Consider the following 23,925-nt stretch of genomic DNA (forward strand, 5'->3'; position numbering starts at 1 on the left):
GCGCTCTTCCCCGCTACAGTGCATCTCGTGAAAACGGATTCCGCGCACACTCCTGCCCAGATCGCACCATCCGACGCCGCTGCAAGTACTGCGCCGGCAGGCGGCATGGCGGCGCCTGCACCTGCACTCGACGCCGCCCAGCTTGCCGAAGCCTTCGCGCTCTTCAGTCGCGCATCGGAGGAGCTGTCCTCGGCCTATGCGGCGCTGCAGGAGCAGGTGGGGCAGCTCACGGAGCGCCTCTCCGTATTGATGGGGGCGCTGCCAGCGGGCGTTCTCGTGCTCGATCGGATGGGGCGCATCGTTCAGGCCAACCGTGCGGCTGGTGAGCTGTTTGGTCGTGATCTTGCCGGTAGTGGGCGGGATGAGGCCTTGCGAGCGCTGGAGGAAACCGAGACGCCCGGCGAGTACCTGCTGCGCGGGGCGCGCATCGACCCCGGAGCCGAGGCGCGCCGCGTCGCGATGACCGAGGCCGAGCTGGAATCGGGCGAGGAGCGCATCGTGTTGCTACATGACATCACCGATACCTTCCGCATGCGCCTGACCGCCGAGCGTAACGAACGTCTCGCGGCGATGGGCGAGATGGTCGCCGGCCTGGCGCACCAACTGCGCACACCGCTGGCCGCCGCCTTGCTTTACACGGGTAATCTGCGCCAGACCGAGCTCGATCCGGTGCAGCGCATCAATGTGGCGGATCGCGCGCTCGAGCGCCTGCGTTACCTTGAGCGCCTGATTCGCGACATGCTGCTGTTCGCCCGTGGCGACAGCACGGGGCGCCACCGCTTCGAAGTGTGCGAACTGGTGACCGAGCTCACGCATACGCTCGAACCGCTGGCGCGCGCACGCCAGCTTCGCTTCGAAAGCGCGTGTGCCTGCCCTCAGGCCCGTGTCCTGGGCGACCGCAAGGCCTTGGGTGGGGCGCTCACCAATCTGCTGGAAAATGGCATCCAGGCTTGCCCGCAGGGGGGGCAGCTTGCTTTCGCTGCGGTCGAGGTCGATGCGGCAGAGTCCGGCATCGGCTGCGCCGCAGTGCGCTTCACCGTACGTGACGGCGGCGCAGGCGTCGCACCCGAACTCCAGGAGCGTCTCTTCGAGCCCTTCTTCACGACACGCGCCGAGGGCACGGGCCTTGGGCTGGCGATCGCGCGCGGTGTTGCGCGCGCCCATGGCGGCGACATCACGCTGCGGTCCAGTCCTGGGCAGGGCGCCGAATTTACGCTGACCGTGCCACTGGTCACGGCCTCCGCTTCGAATGGGGACGAACCCACATGATCGACACCCTGAACATCCTTGTCGTCGAGGACGACGCTGCGCTGCGCGATGCGGTCTGTTTCACCCTGGAGATGGCCCACCACGGCGTCGTCGGCGCCGACGGTGGGCCCGCTGCTCTGGCCGCACTGGAAGAGGGGCATTTCAACCTCGTGGTCACCGATCTGCGCATGCAGCCCATGGACGGCCTGCAGCTCCTGCATGAGATCCGCGCGCGCTGGCCGCAACTGCCAGTGCTGCTGATGACCGCCTACGGCGACGTGGACAAAGCGGTGGCTGCGATGCGCGGCGGCGCCTGCGATTTCCTCATGAAGCCTTTCGAGCCCGAGGTGCTGCTCGAGAACGTGCGCCGCTATGCCGCCGTGCAGCCCGATGCGGAGGATACCGTCGCCGAGGATCCGCACACGCGCAACCTGCTCGCGCTCGCCGCGCGTGTCGCCGAGACCGACGCTACGGTCATGCTCTCGGGCGAATCGGGGACCGGCAAGGAGGTGTTTGCGCGCTACATCCATGAGCATTCGCCGCGCGCCGGCAAGGCCTTCATCGCCATCAACTGCGCGGCCATTCCCGAGAACCTGCTGGAGGCGACGCTGTTCGGCTACGAGAAGGGCGCGTTCACCGGTGCGCAGTCCGCCCAGCCGGGCAAGTTCGAGCAGGCACAGGGTGGCACCATCCTGCTCGATGAGATCTCCGAGATGCCTCTGGGCTTGCAGGCCAAGCTGTTGCGCGTGCTGCAGGAGCGCGAGGTCGAGCGCGTGGGCGGCAAGAAACCGGTGGAACTCGACATCCGCGTGCTGGCTACCAGCAACCGCAACATGCCTGCGGAGGTCGCTGCCGGGCGTTTCCGCGAAGACCTCTATTACCGTCTCAACGTATTCCCGATTGCGATTCCTGCGCTGCGCGAGCGCCCGGGCGACATCGTTCCGCTCGCACGCCACTTCCTTGCACGCCATGCGGCGCGTCTGAAGCGCCTGGTGCGGTTCTCGCCCGAGGCCGAGGCCTTGCTACCGCGATACGGCTGGCCCGGTAATGTCCGCGAGCTGGAGAATACGATGCACCGCGTGCTCATCCTCACCACAGGGGATGAGGTGAGCGCGGAAACGGTGAGGCTATGCCTGCCGCACTGGACTCCGGGGGCGGCAGATGTTGCCGCTGTGTCGGCAATATCTGCCGCTTCGATGTCGGCAATTGCGCCCATCTTCCCGACGCCGCCGGCCCAGGCGCCCTTGCAGGCCGCGCCGGCGGCTGCAGATGCTGGCCTGCTTCCTGCATCTGCAGCCTCCGGGGCCGGGCCCCAGCGTCCTGCCAACATGAAGGATCTGGAGCGCGAACATATCCTCTCGACCTTGCGCGAATTGGGTGGCTCGCGCAAGAAGACCGTTGAAAAGCTTGGCATTTCGGAGCGCACCCTGCGCTACAAGCTGCAGCAGTACCGTACCGAAGGGTATGACTGCTGAGCCTGATTGTCGGGTGTCGACAGGATGACCAAGGGGCTTGCAGGGCCTGAAGCGAGCCGAGGCGACTCCGTCGCCGCTGCCATCGTAGCCGGTGGCATGCCGTTTGCTCTGCTACACTGACGTCACCGAACACCCTGAGGCTGGGGAACGCACATGGATACCCGTGGAATCGACCAGATGCTGAGCGAGCTGCGCTCGGTGTCGCAGGCTGCACAAGGCAAGGCCGTATCGCCCGCCGATGCGCCGGCCGGTGGCGTGAACTTTGCCGACGTGCTGGGAAACGCGCTCAAGGACGTCAGTGCGGCCCAGGGCGAGGCCAGGGCAATGGCGCAGAACTTCTCGGCTGGCGACCCGAACGTCAATCTCCAGGACGTCATGGTTAACCTGCAGAAGGCGAGTCTGTCCTTCCAGCAGATGGTGCAGGTGCGCAACCGCTTGGTCACGGCTTACCAAGACATCATGAACATGCCGGTCTGAGATCCGTTCCGCCGCATACGTTCAGTGGACTCAAAGAAGCCTGACGCCTCGCGCTCGGCACCAGCCTGAACAAGCTTCGAACCCGGTTCGTGCGCTCACCTCGCGCGCAGCGCTGGTGAAAAATGTCTTCTGCTCACGTGGGAAAGGCGCAGGGTGTCCGTCGGAGTCAGCGCTGAGCCTTGGGCATCGCACTTGGGCGTTCCACGAGAAGACATGGCTTGCCGGTGCGCCGGCAATGGTCGCGCACACGCCAGTAGGCGTTCTGGCTGATGCAGCCAGCCTGGCAGATCACCAGGTCGGCCGCACGCACGCTGTGCTCGATGCGTGCAATGTCATCCGCATCGCCAGCCGGATCATGGGTGAAGTGTCCGCCCGCCATCTCGACCAGCCGCATCATGAACCGCGCCGCTGCTTCGTCCTGGCCGAGGCACAGGACCGAGCGGTTATCCAGGCGGCTCAACACGGTGGCCTTCTCCAGGTTCAGTGGGCGGCCCTCCTCGGGGTGACCCTGGCGGGCGTAGCGATCACGCATCAGTTCCTGAATGCGTTCCATTAGCACGCGGACCTTCCTCGCGAGCGTGAGCCGGGTCGGCAAGCCGGGGATGGTCTGCTCGATCTCGGCATGCTCGTCACGAAGAAGCGCGATCTGCGTGTCACGGCGGATCACTTCCGCCCGCAAGCGCATGATCTCGGCCTGCAGTGCCTGGATCTCGACGGACTGACGGGCGATGAGGTCGGTGCAGCGCGCCTGGGCTCGGCCGTGGGTCGTGATGAGCGCACGGTGCTCGCCGGCGAGTTGGTCGAAAGCCTGTTCGTTCATGGTCAAGCCTCCATCCGGTCCCTTGGGCTTATCTGATTGACGAGGGTACGGTTCGAGATGTTCAAGAAACTGGTGCAGCATGGCCCGTGTTTCGTCCCGGCACGCGTCACTTCTGCCGAGACGGTCAATTGGCAGGCGGGTACGCTCAGTGGCGCATCGACGGGTGGGCGTGTGCCGCCGGCAGTGGTGCGCTGCCGGCGTTGTGCTCGACCATGCCGCACCACTGGGCACGGGCTTGCGCCATGACTTGCCCGAAATGCGACGGGAGTTCGGGGTGATGCTGGAGGAACAGAAGGTTGGCTGCGATCTTCTTCGCCAGGAGTGGATGCACGTCACACGGACCTGCGGCGGTTTGTCCGGGGGCGGGGTCGGCGTAGCGCGTCATCAGCGCAACAGTGGCCGCGATGAGCCCCAGCGGGCAGGGGGTCTGGCGCTCCTCGGCATCGAATTCCATCATCGGGCTCCTGAGTCAGGGACGATTGAAGCGCCTGCACTTCAACCTTATGTGTCATGTTATAGTTAATGAGAAGTATTCGCAATAGCATATTAATACATGGCAGAGCCCAACGGCGTTGGCCGGGCACTAGGCATGGGATTTGGCCGCTATCTGCTGGCAGCACATTTTCGGCCTGCCGTGCGGCATCTCACCCTTGATAGCACCCGGCTCTACGGAGGGGGGCGAGGATAAGCTCGCCGAATTACCCCCCGCTTGCGCGCGGCAGACGATGCCTCCGCGCTGCTCGTGAGCCGGCAGTCAAATCGGATCGGTGCCATGGTTGAGACCGCCAGACACCGACTTCGGCGTTCGCCCGAAATACCGCGCAAATGCCGCGCTGAAACTGGCGTGGTGCTCGTAACCGACCGCGTAGGCGGCCTGTGCCACCCGCGATCCTGACTCAAGTAGCATCCACGCCCGCCGCATGCGCAGCTCCAGCAGGAATCGATGGGGTGGGGCGCCGAACAGTTCGCGAAAGCCCTGTTTGAACTTGCACTCGTTCATGCCCACGGTTGCGCTGAGATACGCAATCGTCAATGCACGGTCCATGTGGTTTTGCATCAGGTCGCGGGCGCGCTGGAGCTTGTCGATGTCGTCGGCGCCGAGATGCGTGGATGACGGCGCGGCGGACGCGCCGGTCGGCATGAGCGGGCGCAGATACTCGGCCGCGAGGGTCAGCGCGGCGATGTGCCGATCCAGCGGCGTCGCTTCGGAGGCGAGCAGGGGGCGCAGCAAGGCGCGACACCAGGGCGGCGTCGCGTGCTCGCCGAGGATGCGCACGCCCGAACGGCGGGCCAGACGCGCCACAGCCGCCTCTCCAAGGTAGCGCGACAGCGCCGTTCCGGAGAGCACCAGGCGCAGTTGGCGTACCGCTCCGTCCGCATTGAAACGCCGCTCGCCGCGACTCTCGTTGAAAGCGGTGAGGGTCGTGTGCCCGGCCCGGAAGCGCAGGCGGGTTCCTTCCCGCGCCACGAAGCCAGACTCGCCCGCCAGCCCCAGGGTGATGACCAGTGTCGGGCTGCTGCCCGTCTGGGCAGTCTCTTCGACCAGTTCGCGCGTGGGGCGGTAGTGCGAGTGCACCACGGTCAGCCCATCGTCGAGCGCGGTTCGCTCGATCCAGCAATCGCCGAAGCGGTCGGGCAACGCCACGTGCGTTGCGCTTGCCCCCTGGACCGCGGGCCCGGCCGCACCCGTCGCGCGTACGAAATCAGTCATGGCGCCACGCCTCGCTCCCGTTTGCATACGAATCCCTCCCGAACGCAATCGATTCTATATGAGAACGGTTCGCATTGACGAATACCATGCGGTCCACATGAACTCGAGGAGGACAAGCGATGCCCACGATTTCCAGCCGCGCGGCCGGGTTGCTGGCGCTGATTGGCGCAGCCCTGCCGGCCGCAGCACAGCAGGCGCAAGTACAGGCGCTGCCCGCCGTCACGGTCACGGCGAACAAGCAATCCCAGGTGCTGGAACATGTGCCGGCCAGCGTTTCGGCCTTTGACGGTGAGGATCTGCAAGCTGCCGGCGTTGATAGCCTAGAAGGGGTGGCGCGGATGACACCCGGCTTCACCTTCCAGGCGTCGGGGCAGTCGGGCCTGCAGCCGCCGGTCATGCGCGGCCTGACGGCCAACGTCATAGGGTTCTCGTCCTCGGTCGCGCTGGTGGTCGACGGCGTGCCGACCCTGCGCGGGCAGGGCTTCGACGACAACCTGCTGGGCATCGAGCGCGTGGAAGTGCTGCGCGGGCCGCAGTCCACGCTGTATGGACGCAACGCCGAGGCTGGTGCGGTCAGCATCGTCACACGCCAGCCGGGGAACGATCCCTACGCCGTCGTTTCGGCGGAGCTCGGCAGCCGCGACAAGCGTGCGCTGCGCTTCGATGCGAGCCATGCGCTAGTGAAGGACACCCTCTACCTCGGGGGGGCTGGCGAGTTCTTCACCCAGGACGGTTTCATCGACAACGCCTTCAAGGGCGGCAAGGAGGACGACCGCGAACGCCGCAATGGCAGGTTGGCGCTGCGCTGGACGCCCGGCGATCGAACCGATGCCACGCTGCGCTATGCCCAACGCGAGTATCGCGACGCGGGCTCGCTGTGGGGGGCAGTCAGCGCGCCGCGCGCCACGGTGCGCTCCGGCACCGATAGTTGGAACGATTCGACCGCGCGCACCGTGTCGCTCGACATCGCGCACGAACTGGCCCCCGAGTTGAAGCTGCGCTCGATCACCGCCAACAGCGAATTCACCGACCGCATCAAGCAGGACATCGACTTCATGCCGGCGGACATGCTGCATGTGAGCCGCGACCACCACTTCCGCACCTTGTCGCAGGAATTCCGCCTGGAGGGCAGGGTGGGCCCGGCGCAGTGGCTGGCGGGACTCTACGCGGACCGCGACGATCATGACCTGAGCTTCGGGCAGAAGATTCCGCTGGGTTCGACAACGACCTCGGCCACGCAAAAGGGCCACTCGGCGGCGCTGTTCACCCACTGGATCGTCCCGCTGGCGGATCGGTGGACGGTCACGGCGGGTGCTCGCATCGAGCGCAACGAGGTGCGCTTTGCCCTGGCCGGGGAGCGCGAACAGTCGCGCGCATGGACCCGCTTCTCGCCCAAGGTGGCGCTGCAGTACCAATGGCGGCAGGACGCACAGGTCTATGCCAGCGTCGCCGACGGCTTTCGAGCCGGCGGTTTCAATGCCTTCGCGCCCGAGGCCTACCGGCGCTACCAACCGGAACGGGTGCGCTCCTTCGAGCTTGGCGTCAAGGGGCGGCTCCTGGCGCGGCGCCTGCGCTACGGCGTCGCGGCCTACGTCATGGACGTGCGTGACATGCAGGTCCAGCAGATCGGCCTGCCCGGCCAGATGTTCCTCACCAATGCGGCGTCGGCGCGTCCGGTGGGCATCGATGCCGAGCTGCAGTACCTGCTCGGTTCGGGCTGGCAGCTCCAGGCCGCGCTGGGGCTGAATCGCACCCGTTTCCGCGAGTTCCGGGAGGGCGCCAATGATTTCAAGGGCAAGCACAACCCGCTCGCGCCGGATGTCACCGGCCACCTCGGGGTGCGCTACGACGCCCCGCAAGGCTGGTATGCCCAGGCCCATCTGAGTGGCGCGAGCAAGGTCTATCTCGACGCCGCCAACACCTCTGGGCGGGCGGGCTACGGCGTCGTCAACCTGCTGGCGGGCTACACCTTCGGGCGCACCGAGTTGTCCGCCTACGTCCATAACGCCACGAACAAGCAGTACGACACCGTCGGATTCCTCAACGGCGTGGCCACCATCTACAGCCCGCCGCGCGAGCTGGGCGTGCGGCTGACCTGGCGCATGTAAACGGAGCAATGCACATGAGTCCTGAACAAAAGCACCCTCTACAACGCTACTGGGCGCTGGCGGCCGCGCCCATCCAGGCCGAGGCACTGAGCGCAGCCCTGGCGCTGGGCATCTTCGAGTCCCTGGTCGAGCCTCGAACGCCCGACGAGCTCGCCGCCCAGCTCGACCTGGATTCCCGGAACACCGCCCACCTGCTCGAACTGCTGTGGGGCATGGGCCTGCTGGACCGATCTGCGCGCCTCGCCGTGGACCACATCGGGGGATCGGAGACCGTGTACGGCCTCGCGGAAGTCGGACGCGCTTACTTCCTGGCCGCCTCTCCCACCTGGTCCGGCGACGCCTGGCGCTACCGTGAGGCCCGGCTCAGGCAGGCCGCCGGTCTGTTGCGCGATCAGGTGCGACAGCGGGTGCAGGCCGAAGGCGGGCAGGCCCTCGAACGCATGGCCGAGCAGTGGGCCGCGGCCGCGCGCAGGCAACTGGCCCAGGACCAGCATGCGGCCACCGTGCCGGCTGCGCTGGAGATCGTGTCGCGCGTACCGGAGTTCGCGGCGGCGACGAAGCTGCTCGACCTGGGCGGAGGCCCTGGCTGGGTGGCGATCGAGCTGGCGCGGCGACAGGGCGGGCTTTCCGGCGTGGTTTTCGATTTCCCCGAAGCCGTGGCTGTCGCGGCTGAGAACATCGCCGCCGCAGGCCTCGCAGACCGGCTCTCCGTGCTCGGCGGCGACCTGGCGGCCGACGCGATCGGCAGTGTGGGTGGCAGCGACTACGACCTCGTCTGGTGTTCCTCGGTGCTGCACTTCGTGCCGGATACCGAGGCGGTCCTGCGCAAGATTCTCGCCGCGCTGCGGCCGGGCGGCGCGCTGATCTGTGCGCACGCAGAGATCGGCGACACGCCGGCCGCAGCGGTCGAGGTGCTCCAGTATTACCTGCCCATGCTGATGCAGGGACGCCACGTCGGCCACCGGGGTGACATGGCGGCGGCGCTGCGGCGCATCGGTTTCTGCCGCATCGAGACCTTTGCGTCGGCCCTGTTTCCGATGGCGCCGCTGCAGGTCGTCGTTGCGAGGAAGGCGGCATGAGCGCGGCCCTTTCCCACGTGCGCGTGCGCCACGTGCTGTTCGGCTGGATCAACTTCGCGCTGACGGCACCGGCCATCTATCTCTGGCTGGGACTGCCGCTCGTCATGCGGCAGCAGGGCTGGTCGGGCGCGGAGATCGGGCTCTTCCAACTGGCCGGCCTGCCGGCCGTGTTCAAACTGTTCCTGGCCTTGCCAATCGAACGTTGGCGGGCGGGCCATCGTCCCTACCGGCGCTGGGCGTGGCTCACCGGCGGTGGCTACCTCCTGGCCCTGCTGTCCCTGGCCGCGCTGGGGGCGGATGCCCACAAAGGCATCCTCTTCGCGCTGACGCTGCTGGCCGCCCTGTGTGCCACCTGGGCGGATATCCCGGTCAATGCGCTGGCCATCAAGCTGTTTCCCGCCGAGGAGCGCCCCCGCGCCGGCGGGGTGCGCTCGGCCGCCACGTTCGCGGGCGCGATCGTCGGCGGTGGCGCGATGCTGCTGTTGCAGCAGGCGCTTGGCTGGGCGGCGCCCTTCCTGCTGCTGGGGGGCTGCCTGCTCGTGGCCTTGTGGTTGCTTGGATGTATCGAGGACGATGGCAGTGGTTTCGGCATCCACCGCTCGAAGCCGCTCGCCGTGTGGCGCGGCTTCTTCCGACAGGCGGGGGCGGGGATCTGGACGGTCGTGCTGCTCGGCTACTTTCCTTTCGTTGCCGCCGCATGGGTCTATCTCAAGCCGCTGCTGCTCGATCGCGGCTTTCCGGCCAGCGAGGTTGCCTGGATTGCCGGTGTCGGCGGCGGCGCCCTCGGGGCACTGGCGAGCTTCGCTGCCGGACTTGTGCCGCGTGCGCTCATCCTCCGGGCACTGCCGCTCTCCGCTGGCGCCAATGTTCTTGCGCTTGCACTGATGGCCGCCGCTGCCGGGTATGGGACGCAAGCCGGGTTGGTGGCCGCCGCCGCATTCCTCGCGGTCGCCATGGGCGTGGCTTCCGCGCTCGCCTTCGCGATGATGATGGAGTTCGCGCGCGATGACTGGCGGGCCGCCGACTACGGCCTGCAGGCCAGCCTGTTTACGTTCGGCCGGATCGCTGTCGCGCCGCCAGCCGGGCTGTTGCTCGACCGCCTCGGCTACCCCGGCATGCTGGCGGCGCTTGCCGTTGCGGCGCTGGCGGTTGCGTTGCTGATATCCGCCAACAGGCAATTTGAATAGCATATACTCCGGCGGTCATGGCATGCATCGGTGCGCCATAAACTGAGAGTTTCGGGGAACATGCGAATTACCTTGTTGCGCCATGGCAAGCCCGCTTATGAACTCAAGGATACAAGGGCGCGCGAGGCGAGCGGCGACGCGGCTGGTGGAGTTGGCCGAGCAGTATGGAAACGTCCTGCTCGTTGGCCATGGGTTCATCAATCACTTCATCGCCCAGGAGCTTCGAAAGCTCGGTTGGCATGGCCCGTCGAAGCCGGGCAGGGGGTTTTGGGCGTACGGGGTGTACGAACGAGCGACAAGCTGAAACGGCTTCGCCCCGGGGCGAGGTCGGCGTCTATGCGCTTCCTTGATCGTGTATGAGCACCCGGGATCGCCTACGATCATGCAGGCGACCTCGGCCCAATCAAGCCCCGGCTCCACGAGCCGCGACGGGGACGCGCCATTACGTCGCTTGGCTCTCCATGGAGGAGGTCGAGGCGTTCCGTGAGCGCATTCGGAGAAGTCTTGCGAAGTGGTCGTGAATGGATCTGTTTGTCGAAACTACGGACGAGCCTAACCTCCGGATATCGACTGGAACGTGAGCAATGGCCACGCCCGTACAATGCACCGCAGCATTCTCCCCCTGAACCTTGCCTGCCATGACCATCGACCGCATTCCACAACTTCTCGAAGACATCCGCCTGCTTGATCAGGAGCGCTTCGAACTCGTGCAGGTACTGCGTGAGATCATTCTCGCCTTGGGGCCGTCAGTGTCCGAAGAGGTGAAGTACGGTGGAATCCTTTTCTCCGTTGGCAAGCCGTTCTGCGGGATCTTCTCTTACGCAAAGCACGTCTCGCTTGAATTCGGCGCGGGGGCGTCGCTTGAAGACTCGTTCGGGGTGCTTGAGGGCACGGGCAAGCTGCGGCGCCACATCAAGCTGTCGTCGGTTCGGGATATCGCGGCAAAGCATGTGCGCGACTATCTCCTGCTGGCGTTCAGCGCAGCGTCGAAACCGTGAGACGCCAAGTCGCGATCCCGATTGTGCCGGGGGCGACCGGCAGGCGGAGGAGGAGGAGGTGCGCAGTCTGGTCAGCCCTGGCCTCAGATCATGACCACGACACTGCCGTGCTTGTGTCCGGTATCGACTCGTGCATGCGCTTCGGGCAACGCTTCGAAGGCGAAAACGCTGTCGAGTAGCGGGGCGAACGGCCCACCGTCCCCGCCGCACCGATCACGAGGATGTGTTCGTCCGCGGACAGCCTGGCCCGGCAGCGGAAGCTGCGTGCTGCCGTGCCGCCGAAGCTGAGCGCAGCGGCGGTCTCGATCGGCATAGGTGAATCTCGAACCGCGATCGCAGCCCGCTCGGGAATGGCTACATACTCGGCATGCCCGCCCATGCGCAGGCCGATCAGTGCGATGACCGGGTCACCGATCTTGAAGCGTGTCGTTCGGCTGCCCAGCGCGACTACGATGCCGGTCAACTCCGCTCCCAGCACCGGGCGCCGCGGGCGGCTAAGCCCGAACGCAAGGCGACCGGCCAGCCGCAAACCGGAAGGAAAGTCCATCGCCCGGATCCGCCGGTCCGCAGAGAAGACGGTAGTCGCCTGCACCCGGATCAGCACCTCGTTTGCGCCGGGCTTCGGCACCGGTACGCTTTTCATAGTGAGCACATCCGTACCACCATAGGCCTTTAGCGAGCGTCTGTAGTGTCCGCCGAGGGTGAGCTCGGCCCTCATTCGCTTACCTGCACGGGAAGGCGGTGCCAGGTGGTGCCGGCTGCGCCGTCCTCGATGCCCACGCCGAGCGCGATCAATTCATGGCGCAGGGCATCGGCCCGCGTGAAGTCGCGCGCTGCCCGTGCGTCGCTGCGGGCAGCAATCAGGGCTTCGATGCGCTCCACGCTGGGCGCATCGTCCGTTTCCACAGAGTGCTGCCGCCATTGGCCGGGGGACTGCTGGAGCAGGCCGAGCAGGTCCGCACCATCGCGCAGCGTCTCCAGCAGCTGTTCCTGTTCCGCGGGGTCGGTGCATTTGCGCAGGGCAGCAGCCGTTTCGTGCAGGCGGGCAAGTGCGAGCGGGGTGTTGAGGTCATCGGCCAGCGCGGCCTCGATGTCCTGGGCGTCGGCGCCGTGGGGTCGTCGCGGCCGATCATCGTAAGGCAACAGGCTGCCATAGAGGCGGTCGAGCGCAGCGCGGGCCTGATCCAGCGCGCCCAGGGAGAAGTCGAGCGGCTTGCGGTAGTGCCCTGCCAGCAGGGCGTAGCGGATGACTTCGCCCGGATAGTGCTGCAGCAGGTCGCGCACGGTGCGGAAGTTGCCCAAGGACTTCGACATCTTCTCGCCGTCGACGGTGACGTAGCCGTTGTGGACCCAGTAGCGGCAGTACTCGCCGCCATAGGCGCCTTCGCCCTGCGCGATCTCGTTCTCGTGATGCGGGAAGATCAGATCCTGGCCGCCGCCGTGGATGTCGATCGAGCGCCCGAGGTGGGTGTGGATCATCGCGGTGCATTCGATGTGCCAGCCCGGACGACCAAACCCCCAGGGGCTGTCCCAACCCGGTTGCGAGTCCGTCGAAGGCTTCCACAGGACGAAGTCCGCCGGGTCGCGCTTGTAGGGTGCGACTTCCACGCGGGCCCCGGCAATCATCTCGTCGCGCCGGCGACCGGAGAGCTTGCCGTAGTCGGCAAGCGATGGCACATGGAAGAGCACATGCCCATCGGCCACATACGCATGACCGCGCTCGATCAGCTGCCGCGCCAGCATGATCATCTGCGGCACGTGATCCGTGGCCCAGGGCTCGACGCCGGGCGGCAGCGCATTGAGGGCGGCCATGTCCTCGCGATAGGCGGCGGCAAAGCGCTCGGCCAGCACGCGGATCGGCTCGCCCGCGGCCTGCGCAGCAGCGTTGATCTTGTCGTCGATGTCGGTGATGTTGCGGGCGTATACGACCTGCGGGTAATGCCGCGAGAGCAAGCGGTAGAGCACGTCGAACACCACCACCGGCCGGGCATTGCCGATGTGGACGAAGTTGTAGACCGTGGGGCCGCACACGTACATCGTGACGCGTTGCGGATCGTGCGGCGCGAAGATTTCCTTCTGTCCGCGCAAGGTGTTGTGCAGACGAATCGTCGCCGGCCGGTTCCGGCCAGGTCCCGGTGCCGCTGCGGTCTGCGAGCCGATGCTTGCACTGTGCGTGCTGTCCTCGGGATTCCGGGTCATTGGACGCCTCCGTCTCGATGGGGCGGAGCGCTCAGGACGACGAGGTGCGCGTTGTCGATCCGGTGGTAGAAGCAACTGCGGCGGCCGGTATGACAGGCTCCGTCAAGCTGGTCGACCAGAAGCAGGACGGCGTCGCCGTCGCAGTCCAGGCGGACCTCCTTGACTGTCTGCGAGCACCCCGAGGTTTCGCCCTTTCTCCACAGCGCCTTGCGCGAGCGCGACCAGTAACAGGCGCGTCCCGTCGCCAGGGTCTCTTCCAGTGCTGCGCGATTCATCCAGGCCAGCATCAACACTTCGCCGGTGTCGAACTGCTGCGTGACGGCGGCAATGAGACCGTCCCGATCGAATGGCAGGGTGGCAAGCGCGGCATCGGTGGCGACTGTCGTCCCGGCCGGCGCGGATTCCAGGTTCTTGAACATATGGCAAAGAGGGAATGTACAAATGCAATGTTATAACATTGCATTTGTACATTCCAGCTCGCCCCCCTAGAATTGCGCGCATGAACATCATGTGTCACGGCGCAGCCAACAAGAGCGAGGATCCTCTGGACCGCGCAGCAGCCCACTGCGCGGCGCGCGGCGCGCGGTTGACACCGATACGGCGCGACGTCCTGGATCTACTCCTGCGGCACGAAAATGGCCTGAAGGCCTATGACCTGCTCGCCCAGATCAAGCAACTGCGCAGCAACGCAACCCCGCCGACGGTTTATCGGGCACTGGATTTTCTGATCGAACAGGGGTTGGTCCACAAGATCGGACGCATCAACCAGTTCGTGGCCTGCCGCCACGAATCGCATGATCTACCCGGTCTGTTTCTGGTCTGCCCGCACTGCGGGAAAGTGAGCGAGCTTCACGATTCGGCCCTCATGCAAGCCTTGCTGCGCAGCATTGCCCGAGCCGGACACGCGCTCGACTGCCAGGAGGTCGAGGTTTCCTCGACCTGCCCGGATTGCCGTGCCACTGGTCCAAGTACCCAGGGCAGTGATTTCAATGTGAAGTGAAGTTGCGAATGTTTGGAGGCTCGTGGCTGAGGACGAGCGATGGCACCTGTGCGCATACCGATTGGCGCGATCCAGCAGCACCTACCGATAGACGGGATGGCGACGACACAAGGCCACCACCTGCTCGCGAATCCTCCCTGCCACCTGCTCGCTGCTGCCGGCCTCCAACGCATCGAGCACGTCGCACAGCCAGCCGGCCAGGTCCTCGCATTCCGCCGCACCGAATCCGCGCGTGGTCACGGCGGGTGTGCCGATGCGCAGCCCTGAGGTCACGAAGGGTGAGCGCGGGTCGTTGGGCACCGAGTTCTTGTTGGCGGTGATGTACGCGGCGCTGAGTGCGGCGTCCGCTTCCTTGCCGGTATAGGGTCTGTCTGAGAGGTCGATCAGCATCAGATGGTTGTCGGTGCCGCCGGACACGATGCGGTAGCCGCGGCGCTGGAGCACGGCGGCCATGGCACGAGCATTGACGACCACCTGCTGCTGGTAGGACTTGAACGCCGGAGACAGGGCTTCCTTGAAGGCGACCGCCTTGGCGGCGATCACGTGCATCAGCGGGCCGCCCTGGATGCCGGGGAACACGGCGGTGTCGAGCTTCCTGTAAAAGCCCTCGTCCTGGTCCTTGGCCAGGATGATGCCGCCGCGCGGGCCGCGCAGCGTCTTGTGGGTGGTGCTGGTCACCACGTGGGCATGTGGCAGCGGATTCGGGTATTCGCCGGCCGCCACCAGACCGGCCACGTGCGCCATGTCCACCCAGAAGATGGCGCCCACCTTGTCGGCGATGGCGCGCATGCGCGCCCAGTCCTTGTAACGGGAGTAGGCGGAGAAGCCGCCGATGAGCATCCTGGGCCGGGTTTCCAGCGCAATGCGCTCCATCTCGTCGTAGTCGATCAGTCCCGTTTCCGGATCGAGGCCATAGGGCACGATCCTGTAGTGACGGCCGGAGAAGTTGGACGGATTGCCGTGGGTCAGGTGGCCACCCTGGGCCAGGTTCATGCCCATCACGGTGTCGCCGGGATGGGTCAGTGCCAGGAAGACCGCGGCATTGGCCTGCGCGCCGGCATGAGGCTGCACGTTGGCGTAGTCGCAGTCGAACAGCGCCTTGGCCCGCTCGATGGCCAGGCGCTCGGCCACATCCACGTGCTCGCAACCGCTGTAGTAGCGCTTGCCCGGATAGCCCTCGGCATACTTGTTGGTGAACACCGTGTTCTGGATGGCCATCACCAGCGGACTGGCGTAGTTCTCGGAGGCGATCAGCTCAGCGTGGTCTTCCTGCCGGCGTTCCTCGCGCAGCACGGCTGCGGCCAACTCGGGATCAAAATCGGAGAGCGTCAGGGATGGGTCATACATGGGTGGGTCGTCCTGTGGTCTGGAATGCTCGGGTTCGATACGGGTGGGGGCGTCGATGCCCAGCTTCATGCCGCTGCTTCCTGCGGCGTCGTTTCGACGGGCGCTGCAGGGCCGTCCGATGCGGCCGGCGACAGCAGGTGGGCGAGGCGCGCCACGATGTCGTCGATCTGCGCTTCGTCACACACCAGCGGGGGCAGCAGCCGGATGGTGTTGCCGCGGGTCACCGTGATCAGCAACCGCTGTTCGGCCAGGGCGCGCCCAACCAGCTCATTGCAGGTCCTGTTCAGTTCGATCCCCGCCATCAAGCCCTGGCCACGGATGGCGACCACATCGGGGTGGCTGCCCAGTGCCCGCTGCAGGCCGTCGAGCAGGCGCGCACCGAGCAGGGCGGCCCGCTCAGGCAGATTCTCGCGCGTCATGATGTCGAGCACCGAGCACGCGACCCGGCAAGCGAGCGGGTTGCCGCCAAATGTCGAGCCGTGCTGCCCGGGTGAGAACAGGTCGGCGGCTTGCCCCCGCGCCAGGCAGGCGCCGATCGGAAAACCGTTGCCCAGCGCCTTCGCCAGCGTGACGACATCGGGCGTGATGCCCGCATGCTGGTGGCCGAACCAGGCGCCGGTCCGGCCCATGCCGGCCTGGATTTCGTCGACCATCAGCAGCCAGTCGTGTTGGTCGCGCAGGACACGCAGTCCGCGCAGGTAATCGGCTGCGGCAACCCGGATTCCCCCTTCGCCCTGCACCGGCTCGACGAGCACCGCCACGATGTCGGGCCACTGCGCGGCAGCCTGGCGCACCGCGTCGAGATCGTTGTAGGGCACGCGCACGAAGCCCGGCATCAGTGGCTCGAAGCCGTGTTGTTTCGCGGGGTTGCCGGTTGCCGAGAGCGTTGCGAGGGTGCGACCGTGAAAGCCGTTCTCCATCACGAGGATCTGGGGTTGCGCCACCTGCTTGCGATGGCCATGCAGACGCGCCAGCTTGAGCGCCGCTTCGTTGGCTTCCGCCCCCGAGTTGCAGAAGAAAACCTTCTGCATGCCGGTCAATGCGCACAGCCGCGCGCCCAGCCGCTCCTGCCAGTCGATGCGAAAGACGTTGGAGGTGTGCAGCAGCAGCCCGGCCTGCTCGCTGATGGCGGCGGCGATCTCGGGGTGGGCGTGGCCCAGGCTGGTGACCGCGATGCCGGCAATGGCATCGAGGTACTCGAAGCCTTGTGCATCCCACAGGCGTGCGCCGGAGCCGCGGACGAAGGAAACGGGTTGACGGGCATAGGCCCGCATCAGGTGCGATGCGTGGTATTGCATGATTGCTGCCTCAGGTGGGTGTCTTGGATAACGTGGGATGGGCTGGAGCAAGTCGAACCGAAGTGGCACGGAGAGCGTTTCGCCGTCATGGCTGGCTGCAGGGCGGTTCCGATTCGACGCCGTCGAGCCAGCGGGAGAACGCCGCCCGCGCAGCCTGCGGTAGCCGTGCTTGCAGGGCGCATGCCTGGGTTCGCAGTGCGCGCGGGTCGATTCCCGCCTGGGCCAGTTCGCAGGCGTGTCCGACCAGCCAGCGTTCGATCTGGCGCGGGTCTGCCTCCAGGTGGCATTGCAGCCCAAGCACATGGCGCCCGACCGAAAAGGCCTGGTTGGGGCACACATCCGTCCCTGCCAGCCGCAGCGCGCCGGGTGGAATGTCGAACTGATCACCATGCCAGTGCATGACCGGCACGTTGCCCAGCGCGACCAGCGGCGAGGCTTGACCTTCCGGTGTCAGCGTCAGTGGCGCAAAGCCGATTTCCTTGACACCCATGGGGGCCACCCTGGCGCCAAGCGCGCGCGCGATGAGTTGCGCGCCCAGGCAGATCCCCAGCAGTGGGCGATGGCCGTCCAGCCGCCGACGCACCAAGGCCAACTCATCCTCGATGAATGGATAGGCCTCGTCGTCAAAGGCGCCGATGGGGCCACCGAGCACCACCAGCAGGTCAGCAGCATCGACAGCGCGGGTGTTCAACGCATCTCGAGTCGCATCGACATACTCGATCGTGTAGCCGCGCGCTTGCAGCAGGGGTTCCAGCGTTCCCAGGTCTTCGAAATCCAGATGGCGAATGGCGATGGCGGTCTTCATGATCGGGGCTCCTTTGTTTGGGGGTTCGCTGGCCAATAGTGGCTGTCGGGCAAGGGGCGGGCGCCGAAGAGGGCCTGGCCGACACGCACCACGGTGGCACCTTCCTCGATGGCGATCTCGAAGTCGCCGGACATGCCCATGGACAGCTCATCCAGGCCAATACCTGCGGCGGCGCTCTGGCGCAGTCGGTCCCGCAGGGTGCGAAGCAGGATGAAGCACTGCCGTACCCGTTCGGCCTCACTGGAGAACAGTGCGAGCGTCATCAGGCCGCGCACGCGAAGGGCAGAGAAGGCCGGCAGGGCGCGCACGAAGCCTGGGACATCCTCGGGTGCCAGGCCATATTTGCTGGTCTCGCCCGAGGTGTTGACCTGCACGAACACGTCCAGTGAGCGTCCCTCGATCTGCAGGCGGCGTTCCAGTGCCTCGGCCACGCGCAGGCTGTCCAGCGCCTGGAACTCGTCGGCGAAGCGCGCCACCATCCGCGCCTTGTTGGTCTGCAGGTGGCCGATGATCGACCAGCGCAGCCCGCCGAGATCCTGCGTGGCTTCCCATTTGCGATGGGCCTCCTGCACCTTGTTCTCGCCCAGCATCCGGCAACCGGCCGCGTAGGCCATGCGAATACTGGCCTCGGGCTTGGTCTTGCTCACCGGGAGCAGGCGCACGTCCGCCGGATCGCGACCCGCGCGACGGCAGGCGGCGTCGATGCGTGCCCGCACGGCGGCCAGCTTGTGGCGGAAGTCCTCCACGGTGAGGGCCTCGGGATAACGTCCATGCGGGTCGTGATCACACAGGGCATCGACAGAGGGGCGCATCAGCTCACCCCCTTGTTCGCGGGGGCGGGCGCCATTACCTGCCTTGGCGCTCGTTGGGGCAGGCGGCCGTTGAGTACCGCATGCGCCACCAGCCCGATCACCAGGCCCCAGAACGCACCACCGATGCCCAGCAAGCTGATGTTGGCGGCTGCGGCCAGGAAGGTGATCAGCGAGGCCTCGCGCGCCTTCGCATCGGCCATGGCGCCGGCCAGGCTGCCACCGATGGTGCCCAGTAGCGCGAGGCCAGCCAGCGTGGTGATGAAGGTCGCCGGGAAGGCCATGAAGAGGGCGGCCAAGGTCACGCCGAACACCCCGACGAGGATGTAGAAGACCCCCGCGGCGATGCCGGCGATCCAGCGTCTGGAGGGGTCTTCGTGCGCTTCCCGGCCGGTGCAGATCGCGGCCGTGATGGCGGCGATGTTGAACGCATGGGAGCCGAACGGTGCCATGAGCAGCGAACCGAGCCCGGTGATGGTCACGATGGGGTTCGCACTGGTCTTGAAGCCGTCGTTGCGCAGCACCAGCATGCCCGGCATGTACTGGCCGGTCAGCGTGATCAGGAACAGCGGCAGTGCCACGCTCAAGGTGGCGTTGAGCGAGAACGCCGGCATGGTGAAAACCGGCGCGGCGAGTTGCAATGCCAGCCCCGACAGATCGACGCGATCCTCGATGAGCAGGAAGGCCAGCCCCAGCACCAGGATGCCCACCACGGCATAGCGTGCGGTGAAGCGTTTGAGCACCAGATAAGCCATGATCAACAAGCCCGCCAGAACCGGGTCGATGCTCATGCCACCGAAGGCACCGATGCCGAACTGCAGCAGGATGCCGGCCAGCAATCCGGCGGCAATGCCCGGTGGGATCAGCCGGATGGCCTTCTCGAAGTACCCGGACAACCCCAATGCCACGAAGGCCGCCGCCGAGAGCAGGTAGGCACCGATCGCCTCGGCATAGGGCGTGGTCGCAAGTGCGGTGATGAGGAACGCGGCGGCCGGCGTGGACCACGCGGTAATGATCGGCTCACGTGCCGTCCAGCTCAGGACTATCCCGGTGACGCCCACGCCGATCGAGATCGACCACACCCAGGAGGCTGTCAGCTCCGGGCTGAGGCCGGCCACTTTCGCTGCCTGGAAGACGAGGATGAAGGTGCCACCGTAGTTGACGATGACTGATACCAGCCCGGCCACCAGGGGATGGGCGAGATCGCTCGGACAGATGGGTGAAGGCGAGGTGGATGACGACATGGCGGGCTTAGGGCTCCAGGAGAGTGGGGGATCGATCTGCTCCGAAAGCAGCTTTTTAAGCCTAAAATGGCCCGTTGTTCCCCACCACTTTCGTTAAGCGATACCGGCCAATTGTTCAAGCACGCTCAACTCGAATCGGTCAAAGCCTGGATTGGAGACCCCGCCCATGGCGCCTTGCCGCTGCATGCCCGCATTCAGCGCGCCCTCCGGCAACTGATCCTCGACGGCGCACTCGACGTCGGCAAACCGCTGCCGGCGTCGCGGGCATTGGCCCGGTCGCTCGGCGTTTCGCGCGATACGGTCGAGTCGGCATACAGCCAGCTGCATGCGGAAGGCTTCATCGAACGGCGCGTGGGGAGCGGCAGCTTCGTGTCCGAGCGGGCGCAGGCCTCGTCAAGGCGCGGCACCGCGCGGCGCCCCGGGCCCCAGCGCGAGTCGGTGCGTCTGAGTCAGCGTGGTACATCGATCCTTCAGGGCGGCGGCGTGCGCGACTTTGTTGCGCCAAGGCCGTTCGCCCCCGGGGTGCCGGAGACGCGCAGCTTTCCGCTGCGAACCTGGGAGCGCCTGGAACGACAGGTGTTGAAGGACTATGGCACCCAGGCCTTGCGGCACAGCCCGCCCCAAGGCGTGGAGCCGTTGCGACGCGCCATCGCGGACTACGTCAATCTTGAGCGGGGGGCGCGTGCCACGCCCGAGCGTGTGCTGGTACTGACCAGCTCGCAACAGGCGTTGGCCCTGTGCGCAACCGTATTGCTCGACGCGGGCGACCGGATCTTCATCGAAGACCCCGTCTACCACGGTGCCCGCAAGGCGTTCGATGCCGCCGGGCTAGCGTGTGTCCCCGTGCCGCTCGACGACCAGGGCATGCAGGTGGCGCGCCTGCACGATGCGGCGAGCCCGGCCAGGGCGGTCTTCCTGACGCCCTCGCATCAGTTCCCGACCGGCGCGACGCTGGCGCTGGATCGGCGGCTCGCGGTGATCGAATGGGCGCGGCAGAACCAGGCCTGGATCATCGAGGACGACTACGACAGCGAGTTCCACTATGCCGGCAAGCCCACCGCCTGCGTGCAGGGGCTCGACCCGCACGATCGGACGATCTACATCGGCACCTTCACCAAGTCGCTGTTTCCTGGCCTGCGCATCGGTTACGTGGTCTTGCCGCCCCAGCTCGTGGCGCCCATGACGGTGGCGCGGACCTTGCTGGACGGGCACAGCGCATCCATCCCGCAGCTGACGCTGGCACGCTTCATCGAAGGGGGGCATTTCGGCGCCTATGTGCGCGCGATGCGTGGCGTCTATGCCGACCGGCTCGACGTGCTGGCAGGGCTCGTGCGCGCGCATCTGGCCGACTTCGTCGAACCGAGGGTGCCGGCAGGCGGAATGCAGATGCCCTGTGTGTTCACTCGCGACATCTCCGAGCGCGCGGTCATCGATGGCGCGGCGCGGGCGGGAATCGATCTCCTGGGGCTGACGGCGCTGCATGCTTCGACCACGCACAGGGCCGGTTTCCTGATGGGGTTCGCGGCTTACACGCCGGACGAGATGGACATCGCCGTCAATGCACTTGCCGGGGTGCTCCGCGCGTTGGCGTGCCGATAGCGGCATTTGTCGTCGCATTGCGCGCGTCGTTCTGCCGGCGGTGATCCCTGCTCAGCCGATCATTCTGGTCGGGTCGACCCAACGGTCGAAGTCGTCCGCGGAGAGGTAGCCCAGCGCCAGCGCCGCTTCGCGCAGGCTGCTGCCCTCCTTGTGGGCTTTCTTGGCGATCTGGGCGGCCTTGTCGTAGCCGATGTGAGGATTGAGTGCGGTGACCAGCATCAGCGAGCGCTCCACCAGTTCGGTGATGCGCGCACGGTTCGCTTCGATGCCGACGGCGCAGTGGTCATTGAAGCTGTTCATGCCGTCGGCGAGCAGGCGCACGCTTTGCAGGAAGTTGTGGATGACCATCGGACGGAAGACATTCAACTCGAAGTTGCCCGAGGCGCCGCCGATGTTGATGGCGACGTCGTTACCCATGACCTGCGCAGCGAGCATCGTGACGGCTTCGCTCTGCGTCGGGTTGACCTTGCCTGGCATGATCGACGAGCCGGGCTCGTTCTCTGGGATGGCGATCTCGCCGAGGCCGCTGCGCGGGCCGCTGGCCAACCAGCGCACATCGTTGGCGATCTTCATGAGGCTGGCGGCGAGGGTCTTGAGGGCGCCGTGGGCGTGCACCAGCGCATCGCAGCTTGCCAGGGCCTCGAACTTGCTGGGTGCGGTGACGAAGGCATGGCCGGACAGGCGGGTGATTTCTCTGGCAACGGCCTCGGCGTAGCCTTTCGGCGCGTTCAGCCCGGTTCCCACCGCAGTCCCGCCCAGGGCGAGTTCGCTCAGGTGCGGAAGCGCTGCGCGCAGGTGGCGTTCTCCATGCGCCAGTTGAGCGGCCCAGCCGGAGATTTCCTGGCCAAGGGTGAGTGGGGTGGCGTCCTGGAGATGGGTGCGACCGATCTTGACGACGTCGGCGAAGGCACGGGACTTCGCCTCCAGTGTGGTGTGCAGCCTGGACAACGCGGGCAGCAGCTTCAGGCTGATGGCAAGGGTAGCGGCGACGTGCATGGCGGTCGGAAAGACATCGTTGCTCGACTGGCTGCGGTTGACATCGTCGTTGGGGTGGACGAGGCGCTTCTCGCCGCGCTCGCCCCCCAGCAGTTCGCTGGCGCGGTTGGCGAGGACTTCGTTGACGTTCATGTTGGTCTGCGTGCCGGAGCCGGTCTGCCAGACCGCCAACGGGAACTCGTCCGGATGCAGGCCGGCGAGCACCTCGTCCGCTGCCGCGATGATGGCCTGCGTCTTGTCGGCCGGCAGCAGGCCGAGGCTGTGGTTGACGTGTACGGCGGCACGCTTGACCAGGACGAGGGCGTGGATGAGCTCGACTGACTGGCGCTCCGTGGAGATGGCGAAGTTGAGCAGCGAGCGCTGGGTTTGCGCGCCCCAGAGGCGGGCGGCAGGGACGTCAATCGGGCCGAAGCTGTCGTACTCCCGACGTGTGGTCATGGAATGGTGCTCCTCTTGGTGGGGACAACAGGCCATTCGCAAGTGCTGCACTGCTGTACCTCAATGATCGGATGGTGAATGTCCTTGAGGTCTAGCAGGCGGGCCCGGTAGTCTGCTGGCGAGGCTGGAGCGTGGCTGACGACGCTGGCCACCAGTGTCCACGCGCCTTGCCCAACGGACCAGAGATGCAGGTCGACCACGCGCGTGCCGGCGACTGCCTCCAGCCTGTCGCGTACCTGCTCGCGGAGTCCGTTCGGGCCTTCCGCGTCGAGCAGCACTGCGCCCGTCTGGCGAAGCAGGCCATACGCCCAGCGCAGGATCACCAGCGAGGCCACGAGTGCGATCAACGGATCCAGCCACTGCCAGCCCCACATCCAGGCTGCAAGCAGACCTACGATCGCAGCCACCGATGTCACCGCATCGGCGATGACGTGCACCAGCGCAGCCCGGAGGTTGTTGTCCTGGCGAGGGACATGCTCCGACGCGGCATGGTCTGGACCGTGGGCGTGGGTGTGCCGGTGCGAGTCGCACTGGTCGTCGTCATGATGATGGTGCGGGTGTCCATGCGCATGTCCATGTCCATCGGCCAGCAGCCATGCTGAAAGCAGATTGACGGCCAGGCCGGCGACGGCCACCGTCATTGCCTCGACCGCCAACAGCGGTTGCGGATGCAGCAGGCGCTGAATGGACTCCACCACCAGCCACAGGGTGCTTGCACCGAGGAAGAGTGCGCTGGTGTAGGCCGCCAGGTCGCCGATCTTGCCGCTGCCCAGGCTTAGCCGTCGATCGTTGGCATGGCGACGGGCAAGATAGTAGGCGGCTGTTGCCAACCCCAGGGCGAGCGCATGGCCGCCCATGTGGATGCCGTCGGCCAGCAGCGCCATCGATCCGGTGATCCAGCCCCCGATGACCTCGGCCACCATGGTTGCCAGAGTGAGCAGCGTGACCCACAGGGCTCGTGTCTCCGCACGTTGCTTTTCCCCCTGGCCGAAATCGTGCGGATGCCGGGTGCGTTGTTCGGTTTCGCAGGCGGAGGGGCGGATCGGTAGGGGTTCGGTCCTCATGTCACGTTCCTTTGCGCGCCGGC

General features: G+C 66.3%; 22 protein-coding genes. 9 read left to right on the plus strand and 13 right to left on the minus strand.

Features of this window, described 5'->3' with window-relative positions:
* The first annotated feature begins 105 nt into the window (after positions 1 to 105).
* From C662_RS01725 to fliE, 3 genes are all read left to right on the plus strand, one after another.
* On the plus strand, positions 106 to 1,269 hold the full coding sequence (locus C662_RS01725; RefSeq protein ID WP_002924087.1) for a sensor histidine kinase: 1,164 nt from the start codon (positions 106 to 108) through the stop codon (positions 1,267 to 1,269).
* Positions 1,266 to 2,723 carry a sigma-54-dependent transcriptional regulator gene (locus C662_RS01730; protein WP_002924089.1) on the plus strand — a complete coding sequence of 486 codons (1,458 nt, stop codon included), beginning with the start codon at positions 1,266 to 1,268 and terminating at the stop codon, positions 2,721 to 2,723. Before C662_RS01725 ends, C662_RS01730 begins: the two co-directional genes overlap by 4 nt.
* Positions 2,724 to 2,876: 153 nt before the next feature.
* Positions 2,877 to 3,200: a flagellar hook-basal body complex protein FliE gene (gene fliE / locus C662_RS01735; protein ID WP_002924091.1), complete on the plus strand. Its 324-nt coding sequence runs from the start codon at positions 2,877 to 2,879 to the stop codon at positions 3,198 to 3,200.
* 166 nt (positions 3,201 to 3,366) lie between these two features.
* On the opposite strand, the gene C662_RS01740 is transcribed toward fliE, so the two are convergent.
* From C662_RS01740 to C662_RS01750, 3 genes are all read right to left on the minus strand, one after another.
* Positions 3,367 to 4,020: a DUF2325 domain-containing protein gene (locus tag C662_RS01740; protein WP_002924093.1), complete on the minus strand. Its 654-nt coding sequence runs from the start codon at positions 4,018 to 4,020 to the stop codon at positions 3,367 to 3,369.
* A gap of 145 nt (positions 4,021 to 4,165) precedes the next feature.
* Positions 4,166 to 4,474, minus strand: a complete 309-nt coding sequence (locus C662_RS01745; RefSeq protein ID WP_002924094.1) for a hypothetical protein — start codon at positions 4,472 to 4,474, stop codon at positions 4,166 to 4,168.
* Positions 4,475 to 4,774: 300 nt separating this feature from the next.
* Positions 4,775 to 5,665, minus strand: coding sequence for a helix-turn-helix domain-containing protein (locus C662_RS01750; protein WP_051018541.1), 891 nt, complete (start codon positions 5,663 to 5,665; stop codon positions 4,775 to 4,777).
* 185 nt (positions 5,666 to 5,850) lie between these two features.
* Between C662_RS01750 and C662_RS01755 the strand changes: the two genes are divergently transcribed.
* The 4 genes from C662_RS01755 to C662_RS01775 all read left to right on the plus strand — a co-directional run bounded on the left by C662_RS01755 (position 5,851) and on the right by C662_RS01775 (position 11,103).
* Entirely contained in the window at positions 5,851 to 7,839 is a 1,989-nt protein-coding gene (locus tag C662_RS01755) for a TonB-dependent receptor (RefSeq protein WP_002924100.1), read from the plus strand.
* A 14-nt stretch (positions 7,840 to 7,853) separates the two neighbouring features.
* Positions 7,854 to 8,918 (plus strand): methyltransferase, encoded by a 1,065-nt coding sequence (locus C662_RS01760; protein ID WP_002924103.1) that lies wholly within the window; start codon positions 7,854 to 7,856, stop codon positions 8,916 to 8,918.
* Positions 8,915 to 10,105: an MFS transporter gene (locus tag C662_RS01765; protein ID WP_002924104.1), complete on the plus strand. Its 1,191-nt coding sequence runs from the start codon at positions 8,915 to 8,917 to the stop codon at positions 10,103 to 10,105. The genes C662_RS01760 and C662_RS01765 overlap by 4 nt, the downstream gene beginning before the upstream one ends.
* A 638-nt stretch (positions 10,106 to 10,743) precedes the next feature.
* Positions 10,744 to 11,103 (plus strand): DUF1801 domain-containing protein, encoded by a 360-nt coding sequence (locus tag C662_RS01775; RefSeq protein ID WP_002924106.1) that lies wholly within the window; start codon positions 10,744 to 10,746, stop codon positions 11,101 to 11,103.
* Between the two features lie 88 nt (positions 11,104 to 11,191).
* On the opposite strand, the gene C662_RS01780 is transcribed toward C662_RS01775, so the two are convergent.
* The 3 genes from C662_RS01780 to hisI are packed head-to-tail and all read right to left on the minus strand — an operon-like array spanning position 11,192 to position 13,721.
* A complete protein-coding gene (locus C662_RS01780; RefSeq protein ID WP_002924107.1) occupies positions 11,192 to 11,821 on the minus strand; it encodes an alcohol dehydrogenase catalytic domain-containing protein in 630 nt (209 codons plus the stop codon).
* Positions 11,818 to 13,302, minus strand: a complete 1,485-nt coding sequence (cysS, locus tag C662_RS01785; RefSeq protein ID WP_002924108.1) for a cysteine--tRNA ligase — start codon at positions 13,300 to 13,302, stop codon at positions 11,818 to 11,820. The genes C662_RS01780 and cysS overlap by 4 nt, the downstream gene beginning before the upstream one ends.
* Positions 13,299 to 13,721, minus strand: a complete 423-nt coding sequence (hisI, locus tag C662_RS01790; RefSeq protein WP_002924110.1) for a phosphoribosyl-AMP cyclohydrolase — start codon at positions 13,719 to 13,721, stop codon at positions 13,299 to 13,301. The genes cysS and hisI overlap by 4 nt, the downstream gene beginning before the upstream one ends.
* A gap of 80 nt (positions 13,722 to 13,801) precedes the next feature.
* Between hisI and C662_RS01795 the strand changes: the two genes are divergently transcribed.
* Positions 13,802 to 14,302 (plus strand): Fur family transcriptional regulator, encoded by a 501-nt coding sequence (locus tag C662_RS01795; protein ID WP_002924114.1) that lies wholly within the window; start codon positions 13,802 to 13,804, stop codon positions 14,300 to 14,302.
* Between the two features lie 81 nt (positions 14,303 to 14,383).
* Here C662_RS01795 and glyA read toward each other — a convergent pair whose 3' ends face one another.
* The 5 genes from glyA to C662_RS01820 form a co-directional block, all read right to left on the minus strand.
* The gene (gene glyA / locus C662_RS01800) at positions 14,384 to 15,649 is read right to left on the minus strand and encodes a serine hydroxymethyltransferase (protein WP_002924117.1); all 1,266 of its coding nucleotides are present in this window, start codon (positions 15,647 to 15,649) and stop codon (positions 14,384 to 14,386) included.
* Between the two features lie 65 nt (positions 15,650 to 15,714).
* Complete coding sequence (locus C662_RS01805) at positions 15,715 to 16,947, minus strand: aspartate aminotransferase family protein (protein ID WP_002924119.1); 1,233 nt, start codon at positions 16,945 to 16,947, stop codon at positions 15,715 to 15,717.
* An 85-nt stretch (positions 16,948 to 17,032) separates the two neighbouring features.
* Complete coding sequence (locus tag C662_RS01810; RefSeq protein ID WP_002924120.1) at positions 17,033 to 17,752, minus strand: glutamine amidotransferase; 720 nt, start codon at positions 17,750 to 17,752, stop codon at positions 17,033 to 17,035.
* Positions 17,749 to 18,564, minus strand: a complete 816-nt coding sequence (locus tag C662_RS01815) for a YggS family pyridoxal phosphate-dependent enzyme (RefSeq protein WP_002924124.1) — start codon at positions 18,562 to 18,564, stop codon at positions 17,749 to 17,751. The genes C662_RS01810 and C662_RS01815 overlap by 4 nt, the downstream gene beginning before the upstream one ends.
* A complete protein-coding gene (locus C662_RS01820; protein ID WP_002924125.1) occupies positions 18,564 to 19,805 on the minus strand; it encodes a benzoate/H(+) symporter BenE family transporter in 1,242 nt (413 codons plus the stop codon). The genes C662_RS01815 and C662_RS01820 overlap by 1 nt, the downstream gene beginning before the upstream one ends.
* 174 nt (positions 19,806 to 19,979) lie before the next feature.
* On the opposite strand from C662_RS01820, the gene pdxR reads away from it, so the two are divergent.
* On the plus strand, positions 19,980 to 21,404 hold the full coding sequence (gene pdxR, locus C662_RS01825; RefSeq protein WP_232433193.1) for a MocR-like pyridoxine biosynthesis transcription factor PdxR: 1,425 nt from the start codon (positions 19,980 to 19,982) through the stop codon (positions 21,402 to 21,404).
* 51 nt (positions 21,405 to 21,455) lie between these two features.
* Here pdxR and fumC read toward each other — a convergent pair whose 3' ends face one another.
* Positions 21,456 to 22,838 carry a class II fumarate hydratase gene (gene fumC, locus C662_RS01830; protein ID WP_002924127.1) on the minus strand — a complete coding sequence of 461 codons (1,383 nt, stop codon included), beginning with the start codon at positions 22,836 to 22,838 and terminating at the stop codon, positions 21,456 to 21,458.
* The gene (gene dmeF, locus C662_RS01835; protein ID WP_002924128.1) at positions 22,835 to 23,902 is read right to left on the minus strand and encodes a CDF family Co(II)/Ni(II) efflux transporter DmeF; all 1,068 of its coding nucleotides are present in this window, start codon (positions 23,900 to 23,902) and stop codon (positions 22,835 to 22,837) included. Before dmeF ends, fumC begins: the two co-directional genes overlap by 4 nt.
* Positions 23,903 to 23,925 lie beyond the last annotated feature (23 nt).

It is taken from the genome of Thauera sp. 28 (assembly GCF_000310145.2).
Lineage (GTDB): Bacteria > Pseudomonadota > Gammaproteobacteria > Burkholderiales > Rhodocyclaceae > Thauera > Thauera mechernichensis.